The 25,849-nt window shown below is 69.1% G+C and carries 23 protein-coding genes; all 23 read left to right on the top strand.

All coding sequences use genetic code 11. The features are described from left to right. The first annotated feature begins 31 nt into the window (after positions 1–31). Entirely contained in the window at positions 32–553 is a 522-nt protein-coding gene (locus tag JEQ17_RS15795) for a response regulator (protein ID WP_234048214.1), read from the top strand. Positions 554–1,069: 516 nt separating this feature from the next. Then, entirely contained in the window at positions 1,070–2,119 is a 1,050-nt protein-coding gene (nrtL, locus tag JEQ17_RS15790) for an ArgS-related anticodon-binding protein NrtL (RefSeq protein WP_200395852.1), read from the top strand. A 35-nt stretch (positions 2,120–2,154) separates the two neighbouring features. Then, the gene (gene lysA, locus JEQ17_RS15785; RefSeq protein WP_200395851.1) at positions 2,155–3,546 is read left to right on the top strand and encodes a diaminopimelate decarboxylase; all 1,392 of its coding nucleotides are present in this window, start codon (positions 2,155–2,157) and stop codon (positions 3,544–3,546) included. A 160-nt stretch (positions 3,547–3,706) separates the two neighbouring features. Further along, positions 3,707–5,005 carry a homoserine dehydrogenase gene (locus JEQ17_RS15780; protein WP_200401507.1) on the top strand — a complete coding sequence of 433 codons (1,299 nt, stop codon included), beginning with the start codon at positions 3,707–3,709 and terminating at the stop codon, positions 5,003–5,005. Positions 5,006–5,011: 6 nt separating this feature from the next. Continuing rightward, positions 5,012–6,070, top strand: a complete 1,059-nt coding sequence (thrC, locus tag JEQ17_RS15775) for a threonine synthase (RefSeq protein WP_190232153.1) — start codon at positions 5,012–5,014, stop codon at positions 6,068–6,070. Positions 6,071–6,468: 398 nt separating this feature from the next. Beyond that, on the top strand, positions 6,469–7,386 hold the full coding sequence (thrB, locus tag JEQ17_RS15770) for a homoserine kinase (RefSeq protein ID WP_200395850.1): 918 nt from the start codon (positions 6,469–6,471) through the stop codon (positions 7,384–7,386). 385 nt (positions 7,387–7,771) lie between these two features. Continuing rightward, positions 7,772–9,805, top strand: a complete 2,034-nt coding sequence (gene rho, locus JEQ17_RS15765; RefSeq protein ID WP_200395849.1) for a transcription termination factor Rho — start codon at positions 7,772–7,774, stop codon at positions 9,803–9,805. A 367-nt stretch (positions 9,806–10,172) separates the two neighbouring features. Next, positions 10,173–11,324: an LCP family protein gene (locus tag JEQ17_RS15760; protein ID WP_200395848.1), complete on the top strand. Its 1,152-nt coding sequence runs from the start codon at positions 10,173–10,175 to the stop codon at positions 11,322–11,324. Between the two features lie 256 nt (positions 11,325–11,580). Further along, positions 11,581–11,808 carry a 50S ribosomal protein L31 gene (rpmE, locus tag JEQ17_RS15755; protein ID WP_055614408.1) on the top strand — a complete coding sequence of 76 codons (228 nt, stop codon included), beginning with the start codon at positions 11,581–11,583 and terminating at the stop codon, positions 11,806–11,808. A gap of 135 nt (positions 11,809–11,943) precedes the next feature. Next, positions 11,944–13,020 carry a peptide chain release factor 1 gene (gene prfA / locus JEQ17_RS15750; protein WP_143636225.1) on the top strand — a complete coding sequence of 359 codons (1,077 nt, stop codon included), beginning with the start codon at positions 11,944–11,946 and terminating at the stop codon, positions 13,018–13,020. A 70-nt stretch (positions 13,021–13,090) separates the two neighbouring features. Then, positions 13,091–13,936 carry a peptide chain release factor N(5)-glutamine methyltransferase gene (gene prmC, locus JEQ17_RS15745; RefSeq protein WP_200395847.1) on the top strand — a complete coding sequence of 282 codons (846 nt, stop codon included), beginning with the start codon at positions 13,091–13,093 and terminating at the stop codon, positions 13,934–13,936. Positions 13,937–14,020: 84 nt separating this feature from the next. After that, positions 14,021–14,668 (top strand): L-threonylcarbamoyladenylate synthase, encoded by a 648-nt coding sequence (locus tag JEQ17_RS15740; protein ID WP_200395846.1) that lies wholly within the window; start codon positions 14,021–14,023, stop codon positions 14,666–14,668. Beyond that, positions 14,665–15,345 (top strand): arsenate reductase/protein-tyrosine-phosphatase family protein, encoded by a 681-nt coding sequence (locus tag JEQ17_RS15735; protein ID WP_373466174.1) that lies wholly within the window; start codon positions 14,665–14,667, stop codon positions 15,343–15,345. Before JEQ17_RS15740 ends, JEQ17_RS15735 begins: the two co-directional genes overlap by 4 nt. Positions 15,346–15,415: 70 nt before the next feature. Then, complete coding sequence (locus JEQ17_RS15730) at positions 15,416–16,669, top strand: serine hydroxymethyltransferase (RefSeq protein ID WP_200395845.1); 1,254 nt, start codon at positions 15,416–15,418, stop codon at positions 16,667–16,669. 126 nt (positions 16,670–16,795) lie between these two features. Continuing rightward, the gene (locus JEQ17_RS15725; RefSeq protein ID WP_200395844.1) at positions 16,796–18,229 is read left to right on the top strand and encodes an MraY family glycosyltransferase; all 1,434 of its coding nucleotides are present in this window, start codon (positions 16,796–16,798) and stop codon (positions 18,227–18,229) included. A 296-nt stretch (positions 18,230–18,525) separates the two neighbouring features. Next, a complete protein-coding gene (locus tag JEQ17_RS15720) occupies positions 18,526–18,963 on the top strand; it encodes a hypothetical protein (protein ID WP_200395843.1) in 438 nt (145 codons plus the stop codon). Positions 18,964–19,236: 273 nt separating this feature from the next. Beyond that, on the top strand, positions 19,237–20,007 hold the full coding sequence (atpB, locus tag JEQ17_RS15715; RefSeq protein WP_200401506.1) for a F0F1 ATP synthase subunit A: 771 nt from the start codon (positions 19,237–19,239) through the stop codon (positions 20,005–20,007). Positions 20,008–20,084: 77 nt separating this feature from the next. Continuing rightward, positions 20,085–20,318 (top strand): ATP synthase F0 subunit C, encoded by a 234-nt coding sequence (atpE, locus tag JEQ17_RS15710; RefSeq protein ID WP_143636214.1) that lies wholly within the window; start codon positions 20,085–20,087, stop codon positions 20,316–20,318. Between the two features lie 40 nt (positions 20,319–20,358). Beyond that, entirely contained in the window at positions 20,359–20,916 is a 558-nt protein-coding gene (locus JEQ17_RS15705) for a F0F1 ATP synthase subunit B (protein ID WP_200395842.1), read from the top strand. Continuing rightward, positions 20,913–21,728: a F0F1 ATP synthase subunit delta gene (locus tag JEQ17_RS15700; RefSeq protein WP_200395841.1), complete on the top strand. Its 816-nt coding sequence runs from the start codon at positions 20,913–20,915 to the stop codon at positions 21,726–21,728. The genes JEQ17_RS15705 and JEQ17_RS15700 overlap by 4 nt, the downstream gene beginning before the upstream one ends. Before the next feature lie 139 nt (positions 21,729–21,867). Then, entirely contained in the window at positions 21,868–23,460 is a 1,593-nt protein-coding gene (atpA, locus tag JEQ17_RS15695) for a F0F1 ATP synthase subunit alpha (protein ID WP_200395840.1), read from the top strand. A gap of 20 nt (positions 23,461–23,480) precedes the next feature. Next, positions 23,481–24,398 (top strand): F0F1 ATP synthase subunit gamma, encoded by a 918-nt coding sequence (locus tag JEQ17_RS15690; protein WP_200395839.1) that lies wholly within the window; start codon positions 23,481–23,483, stop codon positions 24,396–24,398. Continuing rightward, entirely contained in the window at positions 24,399–25,835 is a 1,437-nt protein-coding gene (atpD, locus tag JEQ17_RS15685; RefSeq protein WP_200395838.1) for a F0F1 ATP synthase subunit beta, read from the top strand. It abuts the gene before it with no gap. Positions 25,836–25,849: the final 14 nt, after the last annotated feature.

The following is a 25,849-nucleotide window of genomic DNA, read 5'->3' as shown; positions in this document are numbered from 1 at the left end:
TTGCGGGCGGGTTCGGGATCGCCCGCGCGGGGTGGAAGTGGGGAAAAGCCGGACGCGGCCCCACGTGCCGACCTACTCTCGAGTTGTGCCAGGCGCGTCGGGTCGGGTGCTTGTTGTGGACGACAACAAGGTCATCCGGCAACTGATCAGGGTCAATCTCGAGCTGGAGGGTCTCGAGGTCGTGACCGCGGCCGACGGTGTCGAGTGTCTGGACGTCATCCACCAGGTCCGGCCCGATGTGGTCACCCTCGATGTGGTCATGCCCCGGCTCGACGGATTGCGTACCGCCGCCCGGCTCCGCGCCGATCCGCGGACCCGTAACCTTCCCCTCGCCATCGTCAGCGCCTGCAACCAGTACGAGGTCGAGAACGGCCTCGACGTCGGCGTCGACGCCTTCCTCGCCAAGCCCTTCGAGCCCGCCGAACTGGTCAGGCTCGTACGCCAGTTGTTGGAGCGGCGGGAGGCTCCGGCCACCAGCCCGTCTTTTGACAGTGCCGAGACCGTCTACGGCGGCTCCGGCGAGACCGAGCGCGCCGGCCGCACCGGCAGCTGAGCCGACGGCCGAACTTGACGGCCAAGCTCGACGGTCGAGACCCTTTCGCCGCCAGCCGCCAGCCGCCAGCCGCCAGCCGCCAGCCGCCAGCCGCCAGCCGCCAGCCGCCAGCCGCCAGCCGCCAGCCGCCCGACGGCCGCGCCAGCCGCCGCCCGACGGCCGCAGGGGTCGTGGCGACGTGTCCGCCCGCAGCGGATGACGCGTCCCCGCCAGGTTCCCCGCAATGCCATCCCACGCGATCCCACTTCATCGCGCCGTCGGCTGATCGAGGACGGACATGTCGACGCAGCCCCGACCCCACCCACACCGCAGCCCCGACCCACCTCCAGCGACTCGGCGACCCGCCGCAGCAACCCCCACCGGCCCCCACCAGTCCACTGCCCCGCCCCGTCCCACCCACGCGCCCCGCCCCCGCCCCCGCGCCCGCGCCCGCCCAACCTCCCCCACCGTCCACATCCCGGACCCTCCCCCAAACCAGTTCGCCTACCCACCCCCCTCCTCCCCTACGCTTGTCCCGTGACCCCCGTCGAGCTCTCCCGTACCGTCCTGCGTGCAGTGCGCTGTGCGGTGGACGCGGGTGAGCTTGCCGCGCCGGTGCCGGAGTGGGCCCAGGTCGCGCCCCCGGGTCCCGGCGGCCGCGGGGACTACGCCACGAACGTCGCCCTGCAGCTGGCCCGCCCCGCCGGCCGCCCGCCGCAGGAGGTCGCCGAGATCCTGCGGCCGCACCTCGCGGGCGCGGAAGGCGTGGCCGGTGTCGACATCACCGGGCCCGGCTTCCTCAACATCACCCTCGACGGCGGCGGGGAGCAGGCCCTCGTCGCCGAGGTACTGCGGCGCGGCGCGCGGTACGGGTTCGTCGACGAGCCCACCGGAGACCTCGTACAGCTTCACCATCCCCGTGAAGTGCGCGCCGCCGTCACCGCTCAGGCCGTCGCCCGGATCCTTCGCTCCCAGGGCGCCCTCGTCCGTACGTCCTGTGAGGACGAACCCGACCCGACCTGGGAAGCCGTCCTCGGTGTCAGCGTCGACGCCCACGGCAGGCCCGGCGCGCCGGCGCCCCTCAAGGTCAACGTCCGGCCCGTGCCGGCCGTCCAGGACCCCATCCCCCTCGGCCGCGACGCCGCCCGCTGGGCGCTGCTGCACCCCGCCTCGCACGACCACCCCCGCATCACCGCGGAGCACCTCGTCCAGCGCGAGACCAACCCCCTCTTCAGGGTCCGGTACGCCCACGCCCGCACCCGGGCCCTCAGCCGCAACGCCGCCGACCTCGGCTTCACCAGCGCCCCCGGCGACGTACAGGGCGACATGACGCACCTCGTCGACGCCCTCGCCGCTTACCCCCGCACCCTCGCCACCGCCGCCCGCCACCGTGCTCCCGACCGTCTCGCCCGGCATCTCGTCACCACCGCCGACGCGATTCTCGGCATCCAGCACACCGTGCTTCCGCTGGGTGACGAGAAACCCTCGGCCGCCCACCGTGCCCGGCTCGCGCTCGCCGAAGCCGCCGGGACGGTGCTGGCCGGCGGCCTGTCCCTGCTCGGCATCGACGCCCCAGAACATCTCTAGATGTCTCCAGAAACTCCGAGAAAGCCCATACAGTCATGAGCCGTTCCGCACACCCCGCCGGGCCCCGTCACGCCGATGTCTGGCCCGAGGGCCACTACTCCGCCCCGCCCGCCGACCTGAACGCCCTCGACCCGAAGGTCTGGGCGCAGACCGTCACGCGTACGGACGCCGGTGAGGTCAGCGTCGGGGGGATCGGCGTCGCCGCGCTCGCCGAGGAGTTCGGTACGCCCGCCTACTTCGTCGACGAGACCGACTTCCGGGCGCGGGCGCGTGCCTGGCGTACCGCCTTCGGGAACGACGCCGACGTGTTCTACGCAGGCAAGGCGTTCCTCTCCCGCGCCATCGTGCGCTGGCTGCACGAGGAGGGGCTCAACCTCGACGTGTGCTCCGGCGGTGAGCTCACCACCGCCCTGTCCGCCGGGATGCCCGCCGACCGCATCGCCTTCCACGGCAACAACAAGTCGACGGACGAGATCACCCAGGCCATCGAGAGCGGTGTCGGGCGGATCGTCCTCGACTCGTTCCAGGAGATCGTGCGCGTCGCGCACATCGCCCAGTCGCTCGGCAAGCGGCAGCGCGTGCAGATCCGTGTCACCGTCGGCGTCGAGGCCCACACGCACGAGTTCATCGCGACCGCGCACGAGGACCAGAAGTTCGGCATCGCGCTCGCGGACGGACAGGCCGCCGAGGCCGTACGGCGGGCGCTGACCCTCGACGGGCTCGAACTGATCGGCATCCACTCCCACATCGGGTCGCAGATCTTCGACATGGCGGGCTTCGAGGTCGCCGCGCGCCGTGTCGTGGCCCTCCTCGCCGCCGTCCGTGACGAGCACGGTGTCGAGCTGCCCGAGATCGACCTCGGCGGTGGCCTCGGTATCGCCTACACCAGCGACGACGACCCGCGCGAGCCGCACGAGATCGCCAAGGCGCTCGGCGAGATCGTCACGCGCGAGTGCGAGGCCGCCAAGCTGCGCACGCCCCGGATCTCCGTCGAGCCCGGGCGCGCCATCGTCGGACCCACCGCCTTCACCCTCTACGAGGTCGGCACCATCAAGCCCCTCGAAGGACTGCGTACGTACGTCTCCGTCGACGGCGGCATGTCCGACAACATCCGCACCGCGCTGTACGACGCCGAGTACAGCGTCGCGCTCGTCTCCCGTACGAGCGACGCCGAACCCATGCTCGTACGCGTCGTCGGCAAGCACTGCGAGAGCGGCGACATCGTCGTGAAGGACGCCTTCCTGCCCTCCGACCTGGCGCCCGGCGACCTCATCGCGGTGCCGGCCACCGGTGCGTACTGCCGCTCGATGGCGAGCAACTACAACCACGCCCTGCGCCCGCCGGTCGTCGCGGTCCGCGACGGCGAGGCGCGCGTGATCGTCCGCCGCGAGACGGAGGAGGACCTCCTGCGTCTCGACGTCGGCTGACAGGAACGACGGCACAATGCTGAGCGGGGCGGAAGATCTCCTGTCTGCCGCCCTCGTGCAAATGAAATAGACATCTCACGATCCGGACGAGGGATAGAAACCCCCGTCCGGTGAGTGAGACTGGTCCCACCGTGACGGTATGAGGAAACGAGGTCGGATGATGCGTACGCGTCCGCTGAAGGTGGCGCTGCTGGGCTGTGGGGTTGTCGGCTCAGAGGTGGCGCGCATCATGACGACGCACGCCGACGATCTCGCCGCGCGCATCGGCGCCCCCGTCGAACTGGCGGGTGTGGCGGTACGCCGGCCCTCCAAGGTGCGTGAAGGCATCGACCCCGCCCTCGTCACCACCGACGCCACCGCGCTCGTCAAGGGCGGGGACATCGACGTCGTCGTCGAGGTCATCGGCGGTATCGAGCCCGCCCGTACGCTCATCACCACCGCCTTCGAGCACGGCGCGTCCGTCGTCTCCGCGAACAAGGCGCTCCTCGCCCAGGACGGTGCCGCGCTGCACGCACTCGCCGAGGAGCAGGGCAGGGACCTCTATTACGAGGCCGCCGTCGCCGGTGCCATCCCGCTGATCCGCCCGCTGCGCGAGTCCCTCGCCGGCGACAAGGTCAACCGGGTGCTGGGCATCGTCAACGGCACCACCAACTTCATCCTCGACAAGATGGACTCGACGGGGGCCGGCTACCAGGAGGCTCTCGACGAGGCCACCGCGCTCGGGTACGCCGAAGCCGACCCGACCGCCGACGTCGAGGGGTTCGACGCCGCCGCCAAGGCCGCCATCCTCGCCGGCATCGCCTTCCATACACGCGTGCGTCTCGACGACGTCTACCGCGAGGGCATGACCGAGGTCACCGCCGCCGACTTCGCCTCGGCGAAGCGGATGGGCTGCACCATCAAGCTGCTCGCCATCTGCGAGCGGGCCGCCGACGGGGGATCGGTCACCGCGCGCGTGCACCCCGCCATGATTCCGCTGAGCCACCCCCTCGCCTCCGTGCGCGGCGCGTACAACGCCGTGTTCGTCGAGTCGGACGCCGCCGGGCAGCTCATGTTCTACGGGCCGGGCGCCGGCGGTGCGCCGACCGCCTCCGCCGTTCTCGGCGACCTGGTCGCGGTCTGCCGCAACAAGCTCAGCGGTGCTACCGGTCCCGGCGACTCGGCGTACACCCAGCTGCCCGTGAGCTCCATGGGCGAGGTCGTGACCCGCTATCACATCAGCCTCGATGTGGCGGACAAACCGGGTGTTCTCGCCCAGGTTGCGACCGTTTTCGCCGAGCACGGTGTCTCGATCGATACCGTTCGGCAGCAAGGCCGACAGGACGGGGGCGGCGAGGCCTCTCTCGTCGTCGTCACGCACCGCGCGTCCGACGCGTCCCTCAACGGGACCGTCGAGGCGTTGCGCAACCTCGACACCGTGCGGGGTGTCGCCAGCATCATGCGGGTTGAAGGAGAGTAACGAGCAATGACCCACCAGTGGCGCGGAATCATCGAGGAGTACCGGGACCGGCTGCCGGTATCCGACACCACGCCGGTCGTGACGCTGCGCGAGGGCGGCACGCCGCTCGTGCCGGCGCAGGTGCTCTCCGAGCGCACGGGCTGCGAGGTCCACCTCAAGGTCGAGGGTGCCAACCCCACCGGGTCCTTCAAGGACCGCGGCATGACCATGGCCATCACACGGGCCAAGGAGGAGGGCGCGAAGGCCGTCATCTGCGCCTCGACGGGCAACACGTCGGCCTCCGCCGCCGCGTATGCCGTACGCGCCGGAATGGTCTGTGCCGTTCTCGTCCCGCAGGGCAAGATCGCCCTCGGCAAGATGGGCCAGGCGCTCGTGCACGGCGCGAAGATCCTCCAGGTCGACGGCAACTTCGACGACTGCCTCACGCTGGCGCGCAGCCTCTCCGACAACTACCCGGTGGCGCTGGTCAATTCGGTGAACCCGGTGCGTATCGAGGGGCAGAAGACCGCCGCCTTCGAGATCGTGGACATGCTGGGCGACGCCCCCGACATCCACGTCCTCCCGGTGGGCAACGCGGGCAACATCACCGCGTACTGGAAGGGGTACACCGAGTACGCCGCCGACGGCATCGCCAGGCAGACCCCGCGCATGTGGGGCTTCCAGGCGTCCGGTTCCGCGCCCATCGTGCGCGGCGAGGTCGTCAAGGACCCCTCGACGATCGCCACCGCGATCCGCATCGGCAACCCGGCCTCGTGGAAGTTCGCACTGGCCGCGCGGGACGAGTCGGGCGGCTTCATCGACGAGGTGACGGACCGTGAGATCCTGCGCGCCTACCGCCTGTTGGCCGCTCAGGAGGGTGTCTTCGTCGAGCCCGCCTCCGCGGCCTCGGTCGCAGGTCTGCTCAAGGCCGCCGAGCAGGGCAAGGTCGACCCGGGCCAGCGCATCGTCTGCACGGTGACCGGAAACGGCCTCAAGGACCCCGACTGGGCCGTCGCGGGCGCACCGCAGCCGGTCACGGTCCCGGTAGACGCGGCAACGGCCGCAGAACGCCTAGGCCTCGCGTAACACGGGACCTCGGCCTGGCAAAGCCCGACACCAACACCGGCCCACCAACAGCGAGTGAGCCGAAGGGGCGCGCCTGTGTCGAGACGGCGAACGCGCGGAGCGCCCGACGAAGGAGGGTCGAGCACGATCGCCGTCTCGACACAGGCTTTTGCGCCCCGGAGGCGAACCGAGCTCCAAAAAAAGGGGGGGTGCACGAGGGGCTTACGACACGCATCGTGCGCCTCCTGTGCGCCCTATGTCGCCACAGAACCTTCCTTCGATAGGCTGTACCGAACCCGCCCGCCGCATATGCCGCGGTGCCGCGCCGTCCCTGCGGCCTCCGGGTCTTCCGCATTTTCCGTATGTCTCGCAGGATTTCGACAATCTCGCAGCTCAAGCTCAAGGAGAGTCATCGAGCGATGGCCGGTCCAGCGTTCCGCGCCGCCGCCGTCCGGGTGCGCGTCCCCGCCACCAGTGCCAACCTCGGCCCGGGCTTCGACGCCTTCGGTCTGTCACTGGGGCTGTACGACGACGTGGTCGTCCGGGTGGCCGACTCCGGACTGAACATCGACATCGCAGGCGAGGGCAGCGAGACGCTCCCACGCGACGAGAACCACCTGCTCGTACGCTCCCTGCGCACCGCCTTCGATCTGCTCGGCGGACAGCCGCGCGGTCTCGAGATCGTCTGCGCCAACCGCATCCCGCACGGCCGGGGCCTCGGCTCCTCGTCGGCGGCCATCTGCGCGGGCATCGTCGCCGCACGCGCTGTGACCATAGGCGGGGACAGCAAGCTCGACGACGAGGCGCTGCTGGAGCTCGCGACGGAGATCGAGGGCCACCCCGACAACGTCGCGGCGTGTCTGCTGGGCGGCTTCACGCTGTCCTGGATGGAGGGCGGATCGGCGCGCGCCATCAGGATGGAACCCGCCGATTCCATCGTTCCGGTGGTTTTCGTACCGGCCAAGCCGGTCCTGACGGAGACCGCGCGAGGACTGCTTCCGCGCTCCGTTCCGCACGTCGACGCGGCAGCCAACGCGGGCCGCGCCGCACTGCTTGTCGAGGCCCTGACCAGGCGCCCCGAGCTGCTGCTGCCCGCCACCGAGGACCGACTGCACCAGGAGTACCGCGCCCCGGCCATGCCGGAGAGCGCGGCGCTGGTGGAGCGGCTGCGGGCCGACGGAATTCCCGCGGTGATCTCCGGCGCCGGGCCCACCGTGCTCGCGCTCGCCGCCGACACCGCGGCCGACAAAGTCGCACGACTGGCGGGCGAGGGCTGGGCGGCCAACCGGCTGGGCCTCGACGCCACGGGGGCGAGCGTGCTGCCGCTTGCTCCGTGACACACGGTCGCCGGATTTCGAGAGGGGGAATGTTTGTTGGATCCGGTAGTGTTAACCTCAAGTCTGCACCCGACCCCACCATGGCGAGGTGCTTCACGTCCCCGTCCGGGACAACCATTCTTCCGGGAGCCCCCCAAATCGCTTTGTGCCATGCATTGGGTGCTACGCGCTGAGCGGTGCTGAGCACGCTCCGGAACCGGCGTGACCGAGCCGATGGACACGGAACCTCAGTGCCCCGGCCCCGGGAATCGCCATCCCAGAAATTCCCTCCGCCTTTTGGCGGACCACCGCCCCGGCACGGTCCACACAGCAAGGACCACTGTCGGACAGCACAACCGGTCGCCGAGCCAGACAGGCCGACGTCCGCTCCAGGGAAGGACCCTTCGTGAGCGACACCACCGATCTGATGGGCGCACGTGTCGAGGAGACCGCTGCTGCGCCCGCCACGGACGCCTCCGCGCCTGCCACCGGTGCCGGCTCCCGTCGGCGCCGCGGTACCGGCCTCGAGGGCATGGTGCTGGCCGAGCTGCAGCAGGTCGCATCCGGCCTCGGCATCAGGGGCACCGCGCGGATGCGCAAGAGCCAGCTGATCGAGGTCATCAAGGAGGCGCAGGCGGGCGGGGGTGCTCCGGCCAAGGCCGAGACCGCCACCGAGACCAAGCCGAAGCGCCGGGCCACCTCCAAGGCTCGTACGGGCGACGACGCCGCTCCCGCCGACAAGAAGGCGGAGGTCAAGGCCGAGAAGGCCGTGGCACAGCAGCAGATCGAGATCCCCGGCCAGCCCGCGAGTGACGACGCCCCGGCCGAGCGCCGCCGGCGCCGCGCGACCTCCGAGGCCGGCAGCCCCGAGACGGTCACCGCCGAGGCGAAGAGCGAGCCGAAGGCCGAGACGCCCGCCCAGTCCCAGGGCGAGGCCAAGGGCGACGCCGGTGACGGCGGCGAGGGCCGTCAGGGCCGCCGCGACCGCCGTGACCGCGGCGACCGTGACCGTGGTGGCCGCGACCGCGACCGCCGTGGCAAGGGCGACGAGCAGCAGCAGGGCGGCGGCGGCCAGGGTGGCGGCAACCAGCAGCGTCAGGACCGCCAGGACCGTCAGGGCGGTCAGCAGCAGGGCGGCGGTCGTCAGGACCGCCAGGACCGCCAGCGTGACAACGGACCCCAGGACGACGACGACTTCGAGGGTGGCCGCCGCGGCCGCCGCGGTCGTTACCGGGACCGCCGTGGCCGTCGTGGCCGCGACGAGTTCGGCGCCAACGAGCCGCAGCTCGCCGACGACGACGTCCTGATCCCCGTCGCGGGCATCCTGGACATCCTCGACAACTACGCGTTCATTCGTACGTCGGGCTACCTGCCCGGCCCGAACGACGTGTACGTCTCCCTCGCCCAGGTCCGCAAGAACGGTCTGCGCAAGGGTGACCACGTCACCGGCGCGGTCCGTCAGCCCAAGGACGGCGAGCGCCGCGAGAAGTTCAACGCGCTGGTCCGCCTCGACTCCGCGAACGGCATGGCCGCCGAATCCGGCCGTGGCCGCCCGGAGTTCAACAAGCTGACGCCCCTTTACCCGCAGGACCGGCTCCGTCTGGAGACCGACCCGGGCGTGCTGACCACCCGCATCATCGACCTCGTCGCGCCGATCGGTAAGGGCCAGCGCGGTCTGATCGTGGCCCCGCCGAAGACCGGCAAGACCATGATCATGCAGGCGATCGCCAACGCGATCACGCACAACAACCCCGAGTGCCACCTGATGGTCGTCCTGGTCGACGAGCGTCCGGAAGAGGTCACCGACATGCAGCGGTCGGTGAAGGGCGAGGTCATCTCCTCGACCTTCGACCGTCCGGCCGAGGACCACACCACGGTCGCCGAGCTCGCCATCGAGCGTGCCAAGCGTCTGGTGGAGCTGGGTCACGACGTCGTCGTACTGCTCGACTCGATCACGCGTCTGGGCCGTGCGTACAACCTCGCCGCCCCGGCCTCCGGCCGCATCCTGTCCGGTGGTGTCGACTCGACCGCGCTGTACCCGCCGAAGCGCTTCTTCGGTGCCGCGCGCAACATCGAGGACGGCGGCTCGCTGACGATCCTGGCCACCGCGCTGGTCGACACCGGCTCGCGCATGGACGAGGTCATCTTCGAGGAGTTCAAGGGCACCGGCAACGCCGAGCTCAAGCTCGACCGCAAGCTCGCCGACAAGCGCATCTTCCCCGCGGTGGACGTCGACGCGTCCGGTACCCGTAAGGAAGAGATCCTGCTCGGCAGCGACGAGCTCGCCATCACCTGGAAGCTGCGTCGCGTGCTGCACGCGCTCGACCAGCAGCAGGCGATCGAGCTGCTCCTGGACAAGATGAAGCAGACGAAGTCGAACGCCGAGTTCCTGCTGCAGATCCAGAAGACGACGCCGATGCCCGGCAACGGCAACGACTGACGGATCCACAGCCGGCCCGGCCGGTTACGCGAAGGGCCACCTCTGTACGCAACGGGGGTGGCCCTTCGCGTTGTCGGAGCCCCGGTGAAATGGGCGGTGGAGAGACCTTCGCCACAGATGTGAAGAGCGCCACGTCCTCGCGGAAGCACGCCGTCCGCCGTCGAAAGCCCAGGTGAGCGCTGGACGGTCCGCCCCGCACCTCACTCAGCGTGTTCGTTGATCCACAGCGCGGTCACAGCACGTCGTGCAACCCTTTTTTCGGTTTCAACGTCTGACCGGACGGGTCCTGACAGAGACGTCGCGGCAGATGACCACGCCTGACCCTGACTGCAGGGGGTAACCGAACGTACGAGGACTAGAGGAGCACATGTCTGCCGAGAGCATGCCGGAACCCGGTACACCGGAAGGCCCCGGTACACCGGAGGATTCCGGTTCCAGCGCCCCGCGCAACCGCGCCAAGGGCCGCCGCCGCAAGCCGCGGAGCACGCGCCGCAAGGGGCTTGTCATCACGGCCTGGGCCGCCGCGGGTGTCGTCGTGCTGGGCGGTACGGGCCTCGGGTTCATGTACTTCAAGCTCAACGACAACATCAAGAGCGTCGACATCAACCAGGCACTCGGCACCGACCGGCCCCTGGACGTCGACAACGGCTCGCAGGACATCCTCGTACTCGGCTCCGACACCCGCTCCGGCGGCAACAAGAAGCTCGGCGGCGGTGTCGACGACGGCAGTGCCCGCTCGGACACCGCGATGATCGTGCACGTCTACGAGGGCCACAAGAAGGCCAGCGTGGTCTCCATACCCCGCGACACCCTCGTGGACCGGCCCGAGTGCACCGACAGCAAGGGCGTCGAGCACGATGCCGGGTCCCAGGTGATGTTCAACTCCGCGTACTCGACGGGCGGCGCCGCCTGTGCCGTGAAGACCGTCGAGTCGATGACCGGCATCCGCATGGACCACTACATCGAGGTCGACTTCAGCGGTTTCCAGAAGCTCATCGACGAACTGGGCGGCGTCAAGGTCACCACGACCAAGAGCATCCGGGACGAGGAGAGCCACCTCGATCTGAAGGCCGGCACGCACCAGCTCACCGGCAAGCAGGCACTCGGTCTGGTCCGCACCCGGCACGGCGTCGGCGACGGCTCCGACCTGGGCCGGATCCAGCTCCAGCAGGCGTTCATCAAGGCCCTGGTCGAACAGGTCAAGAACATCGGCGTACTGACCAGCCCGAAGAAGCTGTTCGACCTCGCGGACACCGCGACGAAGACCGTCACCACCGATACCGACCTCGACACGGTCAAGGATCTGGCCTCGTTCGCCAACGGGCTCAAGGGCATCAGCCCGGCCAACATGAACATGGTGACGATGCCGGTGCAGTACGACCCTGCCGACGGGAACCGTGTGCTCGTCCTCAAGGCCAAGTCCCAGCAGGTCTGGGACGCGCTCAAGAACGACCGCCCGATCCCGAAGTCGGCGACCAAGGGGGCGGCGACGGGGGCGGCGAAGGGTGTTGTGAGCTAGGCGTTCCGCTGGGGGCGGTTGTTTGGCTGCGGGCCCGGTGGGGGCTTGTCGCGCAGTTCCCCGCGCCCCTGAAAGACGAAAGGCAGGGGCGCGGGGAACTGCGCGAACAACCCCCACCGGGCCCGCCGGGAATACACAACGCGAACCCCCGGTTTTGGGGGATGGCCCCAGTCCTGGCAGACTGGTACGTCGGCCCCGGTTCACGCTCCGCATCCCGCGGCAGCGACCCGGCGCCCTCCCGAAACTAGGAGACACCTTGAAGCGCGACATCCACCCCGAGTACGTCGAGACGCAGGTCAGCTGCACCTGTGGCGCGTCGTTCACCACCCGCAGCACGATCTCCAGCGGCACCGTCCGCGCCGAGGTCTGCTCCGAGTGCCACCCGTTCTACACGGGCAAGCAGAAGATCCTCGACACCGGTGGCCGCGTGGCCCGCTTCGAGGCCCGCTTCGGCAAGGCCAAGGCTGCCGCTGACAACAAGTAGCGAGCCCACAGCGCCGGTCTTCGGTGCCTCCGTCCAGGGGGCGCTGGGACCGGCGCTTTGCGGTGCAGCCCCTATTCGTCGTACCTACGTCCTCGCGCCCGAAATGGAGCGGGGGACAGCCCATTGGAGCCGGAGATGTTCGAGGCGGTCGAGGAACTGATCGGTGAGCACGCCGATCTGGAGAAGAAGCTCGCTGACCCGTCGGTCCACGCCGACCAGGCCAACGCGCGCAAGCTCAACAAGCGCTACGCCGAGCTCACCCCGATCGTCGCGACGTACCGCTCCTGGAAGCAGACCGGGGACGACATCGAGACGGCGAAGGAGTTCGTCGCCGACGACCCGGACTTCGCGGCCGAGGTCAAGGAGCTGGAGAAGCAGCGCGAGGAACTGACGGAGAAGCTGCGGCTGCTCCTCGTTCCGCGCGACCCCAGCGACGACAAGGACGTCATCCTGGAGATCAAGGCGGGCGCGGGCGGCGACGAGTCGGCCCTGTTCGCCGGTGACCTGCTGCGCATGTATCTCCGGTACGCCGAGCGTGTCGGCTGGAAGACCGAGATCATCGACTCCACCGAGTCCGAGCTGGGCGGCTACAAGGACGTCCAGGTCGCCGTGAAGACCAAGGGCGGCCAGGGCGCCACCGAGCCCGGTCAGGGCGTCTGGGCCCGGATGAAGTACGAGGGCGGGGTGCACCGCGTGCAGCGGGTGCCCTCCACCGAGTCGCAGGGCCGTATCCACACCTCCGCCGCCGGTGTCCTCGTCACGCCCGAGGCCGAGGAGGTCGACGTCGAGATCCTCGCGAACGACCTGCGGATCGACGTCTACCGCTCCTCCGGTCCCGGCGGCCAGTCCGTCAACACGACCGACTCCGCCGTGCGCATCACGCACATTCCCACCGGAGTCGTCGCCTCCTGCCAGAACGAGAAGAGCCAGCTGCAGAACAAGGAGCAGGCGATGCGTATCCTGCGCTCCAGGCTGCTCGCCGCGGCGCAGGAGGAGGCGGAGAGCAAGGCCGCGGACGCCCGCCGCAGCCAGGTCCGTACCGTCGACCGCTCCGAGAAGATCCGTACGTACAACTTCCCGGAGAACCGCATCTCGGACCACCGGGTCGGCTTCAAGGCGTACAACTTGGACCAGGTGCTCGACGGCGACCTCGACGCGGTGATCCAGGCGTGCGTCGACGCCGACTCGGCCGCCAAGCTCGCCGCGGCGTAGGGCACGTACAAGTACACAGCGCAGTACACATCCGCTCGACGGACAACAGCACAGCTCCCGGAGGACCAGCGTGAACCTGCTGCTCGCGGAAGTGGCCCAGGCCACCCAGCGGCTGGCCGACGCCGGCGTGCCCTCGCCGCGCAACGACGCCGAGGAACTCGCCGCGTTCGTGCACGGCGTGAAGCGGGGCGAGCTGCACACCGTCAAGGACGCGGACTTCGACGCCCGGTACTGGGAGGTGATCGCGCGCCGTGAGGCCCGCGAGCCGCTCCAGCACATCACCGGGCGGGCCTACTTCCGCTATCTGGAACTCCAGGTCGGGCCGGGCGTGTTCGTGCCCCGGCCCGAGACGGAGTCCGTGGTCGGCTGGGCCATAGACGCCGTACGCGCGATGGACGTCGTCGAGCCGCTGATCGTCGACCTGTGCACCGGCTCGGGCGCGATCGCGCTCGCCCTCGCGCAGGAGGTCCCGCGCTCGCGCGTCCACGCCGTCGAACTGTCCGAGGACGCCCTGCGGTGGACCCGTAAGAACGTCGAGGGATCCAGGGTCGACCTGCGGCAGGGCAACGCCCTGGACGCGTTCCTCGACCTCGACGGCCAGGTCGACCTCGTCATCTCCAACCCGCCGTACATCCCGCTGACCGAATGGGAGTACGTCGCTCCGGAGGCCCGGGACTACGATCCCGAACTCGCCCTGTTCTCCGGGGAGGACGGCCTCGACCTCATCCGCGGTCTGGAGCGCACCGCGCACCGGCTGCTGCGGCCCGGCGGTGTCGTCGTCATCGAGCACGCCGACACCCAGGGCGGACAGGTGCCGTGGATCTTCACCGAGGAGCGGGGCTGGGCCGATGCCGCGGACCATCCCGACCTCAACAACCGGCCGCGGTTCGCGACCGCCCGCAGGGCGACGCCATGACAGCGGCGACTTCTTGTGTGGACGTCGTGGAAAACGTTAGATGCGCGGCCAACGGGGCCCGCGTGTTCGAGGAGGCTTGCTGATATGGCACGGCGATACGACACCAACGACGCGACCGACCGCTCGACGGGTCTGCGCGAGGCCGCGTCCGCCGTCCGCCGCGGCGAGCTCGTGGTGCTGCCGACCGACACCGTGTACGGGGTCGGCGCCGACGCGTTCAGCTCGGAGGCCGTGACCGACCTGCTGGAGGCCAAGGGCCGCGGCCGGAACATGCCCACGCCCGTCCTCATCGGCTCCCCGAACACGCTGCACGGCCTGGTCACCGACTTCTCCGAGATGGCGTGGGAGCTCGTCGACGCGTTCTGGCCGGGCGCGCTCACGCTCGTCGCCAAGCACCAGCCGTCCCTCCAGTGGGACCTGGGGGACACCCGCGGGACCGTCGCCGTGCGTATGCCGCTGCACCCGGTCGCCATCGAGCTGCTGACCGAGGTCGGTCCGATGGCGGTCTCCTCCGCGAACCTGACCGGCCACCCGTCCCCCGAGGACTGTGACGCCGCGCAGGAGATGCTCGGCGACTCCGTCTCCGTGTACCTGGACGGCGGGCCGACCCCCGGCAACGTCCCGTCGTCGATCGTCGACGTCACGGGCAAGGTGCCGGTGCTCCTGCGGGCGGGAGCCCTGTCCGCGGAGGAGCTGCGAAAGGTCGTCCCCGACCTCGAGGTGGCGAATTGACAGCCCCTGACGCGGGGCGTGGCATAGGTACGGGGACGGGGTACACGGGGGCTTACGGCGACGGGGCCTCGGGGGACTCCTCTTTTCGCATCCTCCACGTCAGCACCGGCAATGTGTGCCGCTCGCCGATCACCGAGCGGCTGACCCGTCATGCCCTGGCGGACCGGCTCGGCGACCCCCTGTGGGGCGGTCTGATCGTGGAGAGCGCCGGTACGTGGGGTCATGAGGGTGCGCCCATGGAGGCCAACGCGGAGGCGGTCCTCGCGGACTTCGGCGCGGACGCCTCCGGCTTCGTCGGCCGTGAGCTGCTGGACGAGCACGTCATCCGGGCGGACCTCGTCCTCACGGCCACCCGCGACCACCGCGCCCAGGTCATCTCCATGGGCCACTCGGCGGGCCTGCGCACCTTCACGCTGAAGGAGTTCACCCGCCTGGTCCGCGCCATAGACCCCGCCACCCTCCCTCCCCTGGACGACGGCATGGTCGAACGCGCCCGAGCCCTGGTCCGCGCCGCGGCGGCTCTACGCGGGTGGCTCCTGGCCCCCACAGCGGAGGCGGACGAGGTGTACGACCCGTACGGCGCCCCCCTGCCGTTCTTCCGCTCGGTGGGCGACGAGATCAATCAGGCGCTGGATCCGGTGGTGACCGCCCTCACGGGCGTGCCCGCTCGGGCGTAACACCGGGCGCAGGTGGGGTCACGGTTCTACATTGGACTTAGCGTTCCCCTGTCGAGGTCCGGAGTCAGCCATGCCGGTCGCACACACGCTTGAAGGTCCGCTGTCGGTCGACGTGCTCGGCCGGCAGGATCCGGAGCTGGCCGAGATCCTGCTCGGGGAGCTGGAGCGGCAGTCGACGACGCTGCAGCTCATCGCCGCCGAGAACTTCACCTCGCCGGCCGTGCTGGCGGCGCTGGGCTCGCCGCTGGCGAACAAGTACGCCGAGGGATATCCCGGCGCCCGGCACCACGGCGGCTGCGAGATCGTCGACGTGGCCGAGCGCATGGCCGTGGAGCGCGCCAAGGCCCTGTTCGGCGCCGATCACGCCAACGTGCAGTCCCACTCCGGGAGTTCGGCCGTGCTGGCCGCGTACGCCGCCCTGCTGCGCCCGGGGGACACCGTCCTCGCGATGGGTCTGCCGCACGGCGGCCACCTCACGCACGGGTCGCCCGCGAACTTCTCGGGCCGGTGGTTCGACTTCGTCGGGTACGGCGTCGACCCCGAGAGCGGGCTCATCGACTACGAGCAGGTGCGCACCCTGGCCCGTACGCACCGGCCGAAGGCCATCGTGTGCGGGTCGATCTCGTATCCACGGCACATCGACTACGCCGCCTTCCGCGAGGTCGCGGACGAGGTCGGCGCCTATCTCATCGCGGACGCCGCCCATCCCATCGGGCTCGTCGCCGGGGGAGCGGCGCCCAGCCCGGTCCCGTACGCCGATGTGGTGTGCGCCACCACGCACAAGGTGCTGCGGGGCCCGCGCGGCGGCATGCTGCTGTGCGGGAGCGAACTGGCCGAGCGGGTGGACCGGGCGGTGTTCCCCTTCACACAGGGCGGCGCGCAGATGCACACCATCGCCGCCAAGGCCGTCGCCTTCGGCGAGGCGGCAACACCGGCGTTCACCGCGTACGCCCATCAGGTGGTGGCGAATGCGCGGGTGCTCGCGGAAGGCCTGGCCGCCGAGGGGCTCGCGGTCACCACCGGCGGCACCGACACCCACCTGCTCACCGTGGACCCGGCCCCGCTCGGGGTGGACGGCCGCACGGCCCGCGGGCGTCTGGCCGCCGCCGGAATGGTCCTCGACACCTGTGCCCTGCCCCATCCCGACGTGCGAGGACTGCGTCTGGGCACGGCCGCGCTCACCACCCAGGGGATGGGCGAGGCCGAGACCGCACGCATCGCGGTGCTGTTCGCGACGGCCCTGCGGGACGAGTCCGCCGGGCGTGGAGTGCGTGAAGAAGTGCGGGATCTGACCGGCAGATTTCCGCCCTATCCCGCCCACTGAGGGGTGGACGATCAATCGTGCACAGCCACTCGTGCAACCATCGGCTCTACCCGGAAGTCCCCAACCGTATGCGCACGAAGCTAGGGTGTGGGGCTGAGATGGCCAGCGAGATCTGTGGGGAAGCCTGTGCGTGAATACCTCCTGACGCTCTGCATCACGGCCGCGGTGACGTACCTGCTGACCGGGCCGGTGCGGAAGTTCGCGATCGTGGCCGGAGCGATGCCGGAGATCCGGGCACGTGACGTGCACCGGGAACCCACACCGCGCCTGGGCGGCATCGCGATGTTCTTCGGGCTGTGCGCCGGCCTGCTGGTCGCCGACCACCTGACGAATCTCAGCGAGGTCTTCGAGAACTCCAACGAGCCGCGGGCCCTGCTCTCCGGCGCGGCCCTGATCTGGCTGATCGGCGTCCTGGACGACAAGTTCGAGATCGACGCCCTCATCAAGCTCGGCGGCCAGATGATCGCCGCGGGCGTCATGGTCATGCAGGGTCTGACGATCCTGTGGCTGCCGATCCCCGGCGTCGGCTCGGTCTCCCTGACCCAGTGGCAGGGCACGCTGCTGACCGTCGCGCTCGTCGTGATCACCATCAACGCCGTGAACTTCGCCGACGGCCTCGACGGCCTCGCCGCCGGCATGGTGTGCATCGCGTCCGCCGCGTTCTTCATGTACGGCTACCGCATCTGGTACGGCTACGGCCTTGAGTCCGCCGCCCCCGCCACCCTCTTCTCCGCGCTCCTCATGGGCATGTGCCTCGGCTTCCTGCCGCACAACATGCACCCGGCGCGGATCTTCATGGGCGACTCGGGCTCGATGCTCATCGGCCTGGTGCTGGCGGCCGGTGCCATCTCCATCACCGGGCAGGTCGACCCGGACGCGATGAACCTCTTCGCCGGGTCCGAGAAGGAGGCCGTGCACCAGACGGTGCCGGTCTACATCCCGCTCCTGCTGCCGCTGACGATCATCGCCGTCCCTGCGGCCGACCTGGTGCTCGCCATCGTGCGGCGCACCTGGCGCGGCCAGTCCCCGTTCGCCGCCGACCGCGGCCACCTGCACCACCGTCTCCTTGAGATCGGGCACTCGCACAGCCGGGCCGTGCTCATCATGTACTTCTGGTCGGCGCTGATCGCCTTCGGAGCCCTGGCCTACTCGGTGAACTCCGGGGCCATGTGGATCGTGCTCGGCATCATGGCGCTCAGCGCGGTGGGCCTGGTCCTGCTCCTGCTGCCGCGCTTCACACCGCGCACCCCGCGCTGGGCCGAGCACTTCGTTCCGCCGCGCTACCGCCGACGCAGGGCGGCGCAGGTGTCCGCCGAGGCGTCGTCAAAGACCTCGACCGCGGTCGCGTACGCCGAGGGTGACGGGACGCACGAGGGCACGCACGACGGGGTGCCCGTGGGAACCGGCGGCGACGGCACCGGTGTCGGAGCCGGCGTCGACGGCGAGCGTGAGGAACGCCGCACTCCGGTTGTCGCCGGTGTCTCAGGAGTCAACGGGGCGACGGCTGTTGGCCCCCGTTCGCGCCTCCTGGACGAGCGCAAGGCCGGAACGTCGCGCTGACGCCAGGTAAGAATCGTGCAAGAACCACCGAGATGACGGCGCCGGTAAACCGCCCCAATACCAGACAAGTTGGTCGCCCGAGTGCACAGACGTGCAGCTTCACTCTCATGTGTGACGCCGAGCACACCAACCAGGTAAAGACCTCATCAAATAGTTTGTGATACGGTTCACGAGAACCCGGGACAGAGCCGAAGGACCGCAGTGCGACGGTCCATTGGCGGTGAGGTTCTCTCTCTGTCCGGGACTACGCTCGTCCATGACGACACCTGCCCCCTTGAGCAAGCGGAGTTGCCGCCATGCCGTCCAATGACGTCCGGATCCTTCTCCAGGCCGCTGTGCCCACAGCTGCCGTCGGCGCGATCGCCGCCGTCGTCAGTGGTGTGGTCGCCGGTGGCAAGGGAGCGATCGGGGCGGGCTTCGCGACGCTGGTCGTGATCCTCTTCATGGGCATCGGGCTGTACGTCCTGCAGCGCACCGCCAAATCGCTTCCGCACCTTTTCCAGGCGATGGGTCTGATGCTCTATACGGCACAGATTCTGCTGCTGTTCATCTTCGTCGCCGCCTTCAAGAACACGACGCTGTTCAATCCCAAGGCTTTCGCGATCACGCTGGTCGCCGCCACGCTCGCGTGGATCGGCGCCCAGGCGCGTGCCCACATGAAGGCCAAGATCCTCTATGTCGAACCCGACTCCTCGAAGGGCGACAAGCCCGAAAAGACGGGGCACTCGTCGTGAGGGGTAGGGCCGGGATAAGCGCGGGTGGGAGATCCTGCTATCGTCCGGTGCCAACTGCGGCATCGCGGGCGCGGGCATGTGAGCTGACGCCTGCCCCAGCGCGAGGCTCGATGCCCTCCAGCCGCCCCCACATCCGTAACACCAGTCCAGTGCCGAACCGCGGCTGCGCGCCGCGCCGACACAACGAGGTTGCCGTACCCATGCGTCACGCCGAAGGAGCCCGTGGTGAGTGCTGACCAGACCCAGCTCGCCTTTGAGTGGAACTGTCGGATCATGTCCGACAACGGCTGCGGCTTCCCGGCACCGGGCCTGCACTCGTTCCTGTTCAAGCCGATCGTCACGGTCGGTGGGTTCGAGTTCAACAAGGTGATGCTGCTCGCGCTCATCACCACGCTCCTGGTCGTCACCTTCTTCACGCTTGCCTTCGGCAAGGCGAAGGTGGTCCCGGGCAAGCTGCAGATGGTCGGCGAGGCCGGTTACGACTTCGTTCGCCGCGGCATCGTCTACGAGACCCTCGGCAAGCGGGAGGGCGAGAAGTACGTCCCCCTGATGGTCTCGCTCTTCTTCTTCATCTGGATCATGAACATCTGGTCCGTGATCCCGCTGGCCCAGTTCCCGGTCTCGTCGATCATCGCCTTCCCGATGGTGCTCGCCGGCATCGTCTACATCGTCTGGGTCTCGCTGACGTTCAAGAAGCACGGCTTCGTCGGCTTCTTCAAGAACGTCACCGGTTACGACAAGTCGCTCGGCCCGGTGCTGCCGCTCGTCATGGTGATCGAGTTCTTCTCGAACCTGCTGGTCCGGCCGTTCACGCACGCGGTGCGACTGTTCGCCAACATGTTCGCCGGTCACCTGATGCTGGTGATGTTCACCGTCGCCTCCTGGTACCTGCTGAACAGCTGGATGATCCCGGCCGCCGGCATCTCCTTCGTCATGACCGTCGTCATGATCCTCTTCGAGCTCTTCGTGCAGGCCGTCCAGGCGTACGTGTTCGTGCTCCTCGCCTGCTCGTACATCCAGGGCGCCCTGGCCGAGAACCACTGAGCCGCGACGCTCCGCAAACCCCCAGAACGTCCGGTGGCCAACCCCCGCCGGTCCATGAAAGAGAAGGAAGAATCAGCATGGCTGCCCTTGAGACCCTCGCCGCTGTCGAAGGCAACATCGGTTCCATCGGCTACGGCCTCGCCGCCATCGGCCCCGGCGTCGGCGTCGGCATCATCTTCGGTAACGGCACCCAGGCCCTCGCCCGTCAGCCCGAGGCGGCCGGCCTGATCCGCGCCAACCAGATCCTCGGCTTCGCCTTCTGTGAGGCCCTCGCCCTCATCGGCATCGTCATGCCGTTCGTCTACAACTGACGAACCCTGACGAGCGAACCTTTCAACGGAAGGCACTGATGTGATCGCCAACCTGGTACAGCTGGCGGCCGAGGAGGAGCAGAACCCGCTCATCCCGCCGGGCCCCGAGCTGCTCGTCGGCACCATCGCCTTCGCCATCGTGTTCTTCTTCTTCTGGAAGAAGCTCCTCCCGAACATCAACAAGGTTCTGGAAGAGCGCCGCGCGGCGATCGAGGGCGGTATCGAAGAGGCCGACGCCATGAAGGTCGAGGCCCAGAGCGTGCTGGAGCAGTACAAGGCTCAGCTCGCCGAGGCTCGGCACGAGGCCGCGCGTCTGCGCCAGGAGGCGCAGGAGCAGGGCGCCACGCTCATCGCCGAGATGCGTGCGGAAGGCCAGCGGCAGCGCGAGGAAATCATCGCCGCCGGTCACTCGCAGATCGCGGCCGACCGCAAGGCCGCGTCGTCGGCGCTGCGCCAGGACGTGGGCCAGCTGGCCACCGAACTGGCCGGCAAGCTCGTCGGGGAGTCCCTCGAGGACCACGCCCGGCAGAGCCGCACGATCGACCGCTTCCTCGACGGTCTCGACGAGTCCGCTTCGAAGGCCGAGGCGTCGCGATGAACGGAGCGAGCCGCGAGGCCCTGGCCGCCGCACGAGAGCGTCTCGACGCGCTGACGGACAACACGTCCGTGGACGCGACGCTGCTCGCCGACGAGCTGGCCGCCGTCACCGCGCTGCTCGACCGCGAGGTGTCACTGCGTCGGGTCCTCACCGACCCGGCGCAGGCCGGAGAGGCGAAGGCCGAACTGGCCGGGCGTCTGTTCGGCGGCCAGGTCGGCGGCACGACCGCCGATCTGGTGGCCGGTCTGGTGCGCTCCCGCTGGTCGCGGTCGCGTGACCTGGTCGACTCCATCGAGGAGCTGGCCGACACCGCCGACCTCACGGCGGCGCAGCGGGCGGGCACGCTCGACGAGGTCGAGGACGAGCTGTTCCGGTTCGGCCGGATCGTCTCTTCGAACACCGGGCTGCGCGCCGCACTGACCGACCGCGGCGCCACGACCGCGGCCAAGAGCGAGCTGCTGCGCAGCCTGCTCGGCGGCCGGGCCAAGGCGACGACCGAGCGTCTGGTCACGCGCCTTGTGACCGCGCCCCGGGGACGTAGCCTGGAGTCGGGACTCGAGTCCCTGTCCAAGCTCGCCGCCGAGCGTCGTAGCCGCATGGTCGCCGTCGTCACCTCGGCGGTTCCGCTGAGCGACCCGCAGAAGCAGCGCCTGGGTGCAGCCCTCGCGAAGCTCTACGGCCGCCAGATGCACCTCAACCTCGACGTGGACCCCGAGGTCCTCGGCGGGATCCGGGTGCAGGTCGGTGACGAGGTCATCAACGGTTCCATCGCGGACCGGCTGGAGGACGTCGGCCGCCGCATGGCGAGCTAGCGACAGCAACTCAATACACGTACATAAACAGTTATACGCAGTAATACGGCCCTGGTTGGGCCGTGCAGAGGATTCCTGGGGGCTGACCCCAGACCCCCCAAGAAAACTTCGGGCCCAACAAGGAGAGCAGGGAACCCAGATGGCGGAGCTCACGATCCGGCCGGAGGAGATCCGGGATGCGCTGGAGAACTTTGTCCAGTCGTACAAGCCGGACGCGGCCTCGCGCGAGGAGGTCGGTACGGTCACCCTTGCCGGCGACGGCATCGCGAAGGTCGAGGGCCTGCCCTCGGCCATGGCCAACGAACTGCTGAAGTTCGAGGACGGCACCCTCGGCCTCGCGCTCAACCTGGAAGAGCGCGAGATCGGCGCCATCGTCCTCGGTGAGTTCAGCGGCATCGAGGAGGGGCAGCCGGTCACCCGTACCGGCGAGGTCCTCTCCGTGGCCGTCGGCGAGGGCTACCTCGGCCGCGTTGTCGACCCGCTCGGCACCCCGATCGACGGTCTCGGCGAGATCGAGACGTCCGGCCGCCGCGCCCTCGAGCTGCAGGCCCCGGGCGTCATGGCCCGTAAGTCGGTGCACGAGCCGATGGAGACCGGCTACAAGGCCGTCGACGCGATGACCCCGATCGGCCGTGGCCAGCGTCAGCTGATCATCGGTGACCGCCAGACCGGCAAGACCGCCCTGGCCGTCGACACGATCATCAACCAGCGCGACAACTGGCGCACCGGCGACCCGAACAAGCAGGTCCGCTGCGTGTACGTCGCCATCGGCCAGAAGGGCTCGACCATCGCCTCCGTGCGTGGCGCCCTCGAAGAGGCCGGCGCGCTGGAGTACACGACCATCGTCGCCGCCCCGGCGTCCGACCCGGCCGGCTTCAAGTACCTTGCGCCGTACACCGGTTCGGCCATCGGCCAGCAGTGGATGTACGAGGGCAAGCACGTCCTCATCATCTTCGACGACCTCTCGAAGCAGGCCGACGCCTACCGCGCCGTGTCCCTGCTGCTCCGCCGTCCGCCGGGGCGCGAGGCCTACCCCGGTGACGTCTTCTACCTGCACTCCCGTCTGCTGGAGCGCTGCGCGAAGCTCTCCGACGAGATGGGCGCGGGCTCGATGACCGGTCTGCCGATCGTCGAGACGAAGGCCAACGACGTCTCGGCGTTCATCCCGACCAACGTCATCTCCATCACCGACGGCCAGTGCTTCCTGGAGTCGGACCTGTTCAACGCCGGTCAGCGCCCCGCGCTGAACGTCGGTATCTCCGTCTCCCGAGTCGGTGGTTCCGCACAGCACAAGGCCATGCGCCAGGTGTCCGGCCGACTGCGCGTCGACCTCGCCCAGTTCCGTGAGCTGGAGGCGTTCGCCGCCTTCGGTTCCGACCTGGACGCCGCGTCGAAGTCGCAGCTGGAGCGCGGTCAGCGGATGGTCGAGCTGCTCAAGCAGGCTCAGTACCAGCCGATGGCCACCGAGGACCAGGTCGTCTCCATCTGGGCCGGTACCACCGGCAAGATGGACGAGGTGCCGGTGAACGACGTCCGCCGCTTCGAGAAGGAGCTCCTGGAGTACCTGCACCGCAAGGAGCAGGGCCTCATGACCTCCATCAAGGAGGGCGGCAAGATGTCGGACGACACCCTGGGGGCCATCGCCGACGCGATCGCGGACTTCAAGAAGCAGTTCGAGACGTCGGACGGCAAGCTGCTCGGCGAGGACACCCCTGCCGCTGCGGGCAAGTGACGACGGAAGGGACCTGACTCATGGGAGCCCAGCTCCGGGTCTACAAGCGTCGCATCAAATCCGTCACCGCGACCAAGAAGATCACCAAGGCGATGGAGATGATCGCCGCCTCGCGTGTCGTCAAGGCGCAGCGCAAGGTGGCGGCCTCCACGCCGTACGCGACCGAGCTCACCCGGGCGGTCACGGCGGTCGGCACGGGCTCTAACACCCAGCACCCGCTGACCACCGAGGCCGAGGCGCCGACGCGTTCCGCCGTGCTGCTCCTGTCGAGCGACCGCGGCCTCGCCGGCGCGTTCAACTCCAACGCCATCAAGGCGGCGGAGCAGCTGACCGCGCGTCTCGAGGCCGAGGGCAAGGAGGTCGACACGTACATCGTCGGCCGCCGCGGTCTGGCCCACTACAACTTCCGTGAGCGCAAGGTCTCGGAGTCGTGGTCGGGCTTCACCGACGAGCCCACGTACGCGGACGCCAAGAAGGTGGCCGTTCCGCTGATCGAGGCCATCGAGAAGGAGACGGCGGACGGCGGCGTGGACGAACTCCACATCGTCTACACCGAGTTCGTCTCGATGATGACGCAGACGGCGGTCGACAGCCGACTGCTGCCGCTCAGCCTCGAAGAGGTCGCGGAGGAGTCCACGTCCAAGGGCGAGATCCTTCCGCTGTACGACTTCGAGCCGTCGGCGGAGGACGTCCTCGACGCCCTTCTGCCCCGGTACGTCGAGAGCCGTATCTACAACGCGCTGCTCCAGTCGGCCGCCTCCAAGCACGCGGCCACCCGCCGCGCGATGAAGTCGGCGACCGACAACGCGGGAGACCTGATCACTTCACTCTCCCGACTTGCCAACGCGGCCCGCCAGGCCGAAATCACCCAGGAAATCAGCGAGATCGTCGGTGGCACCGCAGCCCTGGCCGACGCGACCGCGGGGAGTGACAGGTAAATGACGACGACAGTTGAGACGGCCGTTGCCACGGGCCGCGTCGCCCGGGTCATCGGCCCGGTCGTCGACGTGGAATTCCCCGTCGACGCCATGCCGGAGATCTACAACGCCCTTCACGTCGAGGTGGCCGACCCGGCCAACGCCGGCGAGAAGAAGATTCTGACCCTGGAGGTCGCCCAGCACCTGGGTGACGGCCTGGTCCGCACCATCTCGATGCAGCCCACCGACGGTCTGGTCCGCCAGGCCGCGGTGACCGACACGGGCTCGGGCATCAGCGTCCCGGTCGGTGACTTCACCAAGGGCAAGGTCTTCAACACCCTCGGCGAGGTACTGAACACCGACGAGCAGTACGAGGGCGAGCGCTGGACCATCCACCGCAAGGCCCCCTCGTTCGACCAGCTCGAGTCGAAGACCGAGATGTTCGAGACGGGCCTGAAGGTCGTCGACCTTCTCACCCCGTACGTCAAGGGCGGCAAGATCGGTCTGTTCGGTGGTGCCGGTGTCGGCAAGACCGTGCTGATCCAGGAAATGATCATGCGTGTCGCCAACCTCCACGAGGGCGTCTCCGTCTTCGCGGGCGTCGGTGAGCGCACCCGTGAGGGCAACGACCTCATCGCGGAGATGGAAGAGAGCGGCGTTCTCGACAAGACCGCCCTTGTCTTCGGTCAGATGGACGAGCCCCCGGGCACCCGTCTGCGCGTGGCCCTTGCCGGTCTGACCATGGCGGAGTACTTCCGCGATGTGCAGAAGCAGGACGTGCTGTTCTTCATCGACAACATCTTCCGCTTCACCCAGGCCGGTTCCGAGGTCTCGACCCTGCTCGGCCGTATGCCCTCCGCGGTGGGTTACCAGCCGACCCTGGCCGACGAGATGGGTCTCCTCCAGGAGCGCATCACCTCGACCCGTGGTCACTCGATCACCTCGATGCAGGCGATCTACGTCCCCGCGGACGACCTGACCGACCCGGCCCCGGCCACCACGTTCGCCCACCTCGACGCGACGACGGTGCTCTCCCGTCCGATCTCCGAGAAGGGCATCTACCCGGCCGTGGACCCGCTGGACTCCACGTCCCGCATCCTGGACCCGCGGTACATCGCGCAGGACCACTACGACGCCGCCATGCGCGTCAAGACGATCCTGCAGAAGAACAAGGACCTCCAGGACATCATCGCGATCCTCGGTATCGACGAGCTGGGTGAAGAGGACAAGCTCGTCGTCCACCGTGCCCGTCGCGTGGAGCGCTTCCTGTCCCAGAACACCCACGCCGCCAAGCAGTTCACCGGCGTGGACGGTTCGGACGTTCCGCTGGAGGAGTCGATCGCGGCCTTCAACTCGATCTGCGACGGCGAGTACGACCACTTCCCGGAGCAGGCGTTCTTCATGTGCGGTGGCCTGGAGGACCTCAAGGCCAAGGCCAAGGAGCTCGGCGTCTCCTGAACCTCGTGTTCTCG

Origin of the sequence: Streptomyces liliifuscus (assembly GCF_016598615.1) — a bacterium.
In the GTDB taxonomy this organism is placed as follows: Bacteria; Actinomycetota; Actinomycetes; order Streptomycetales; family Streptomycetaceae; genus Streptomyces; species Streptomyces liliifuscus.
This window is presented reverse-complemented; position numbering and strand designations above follow the sequence as displayed.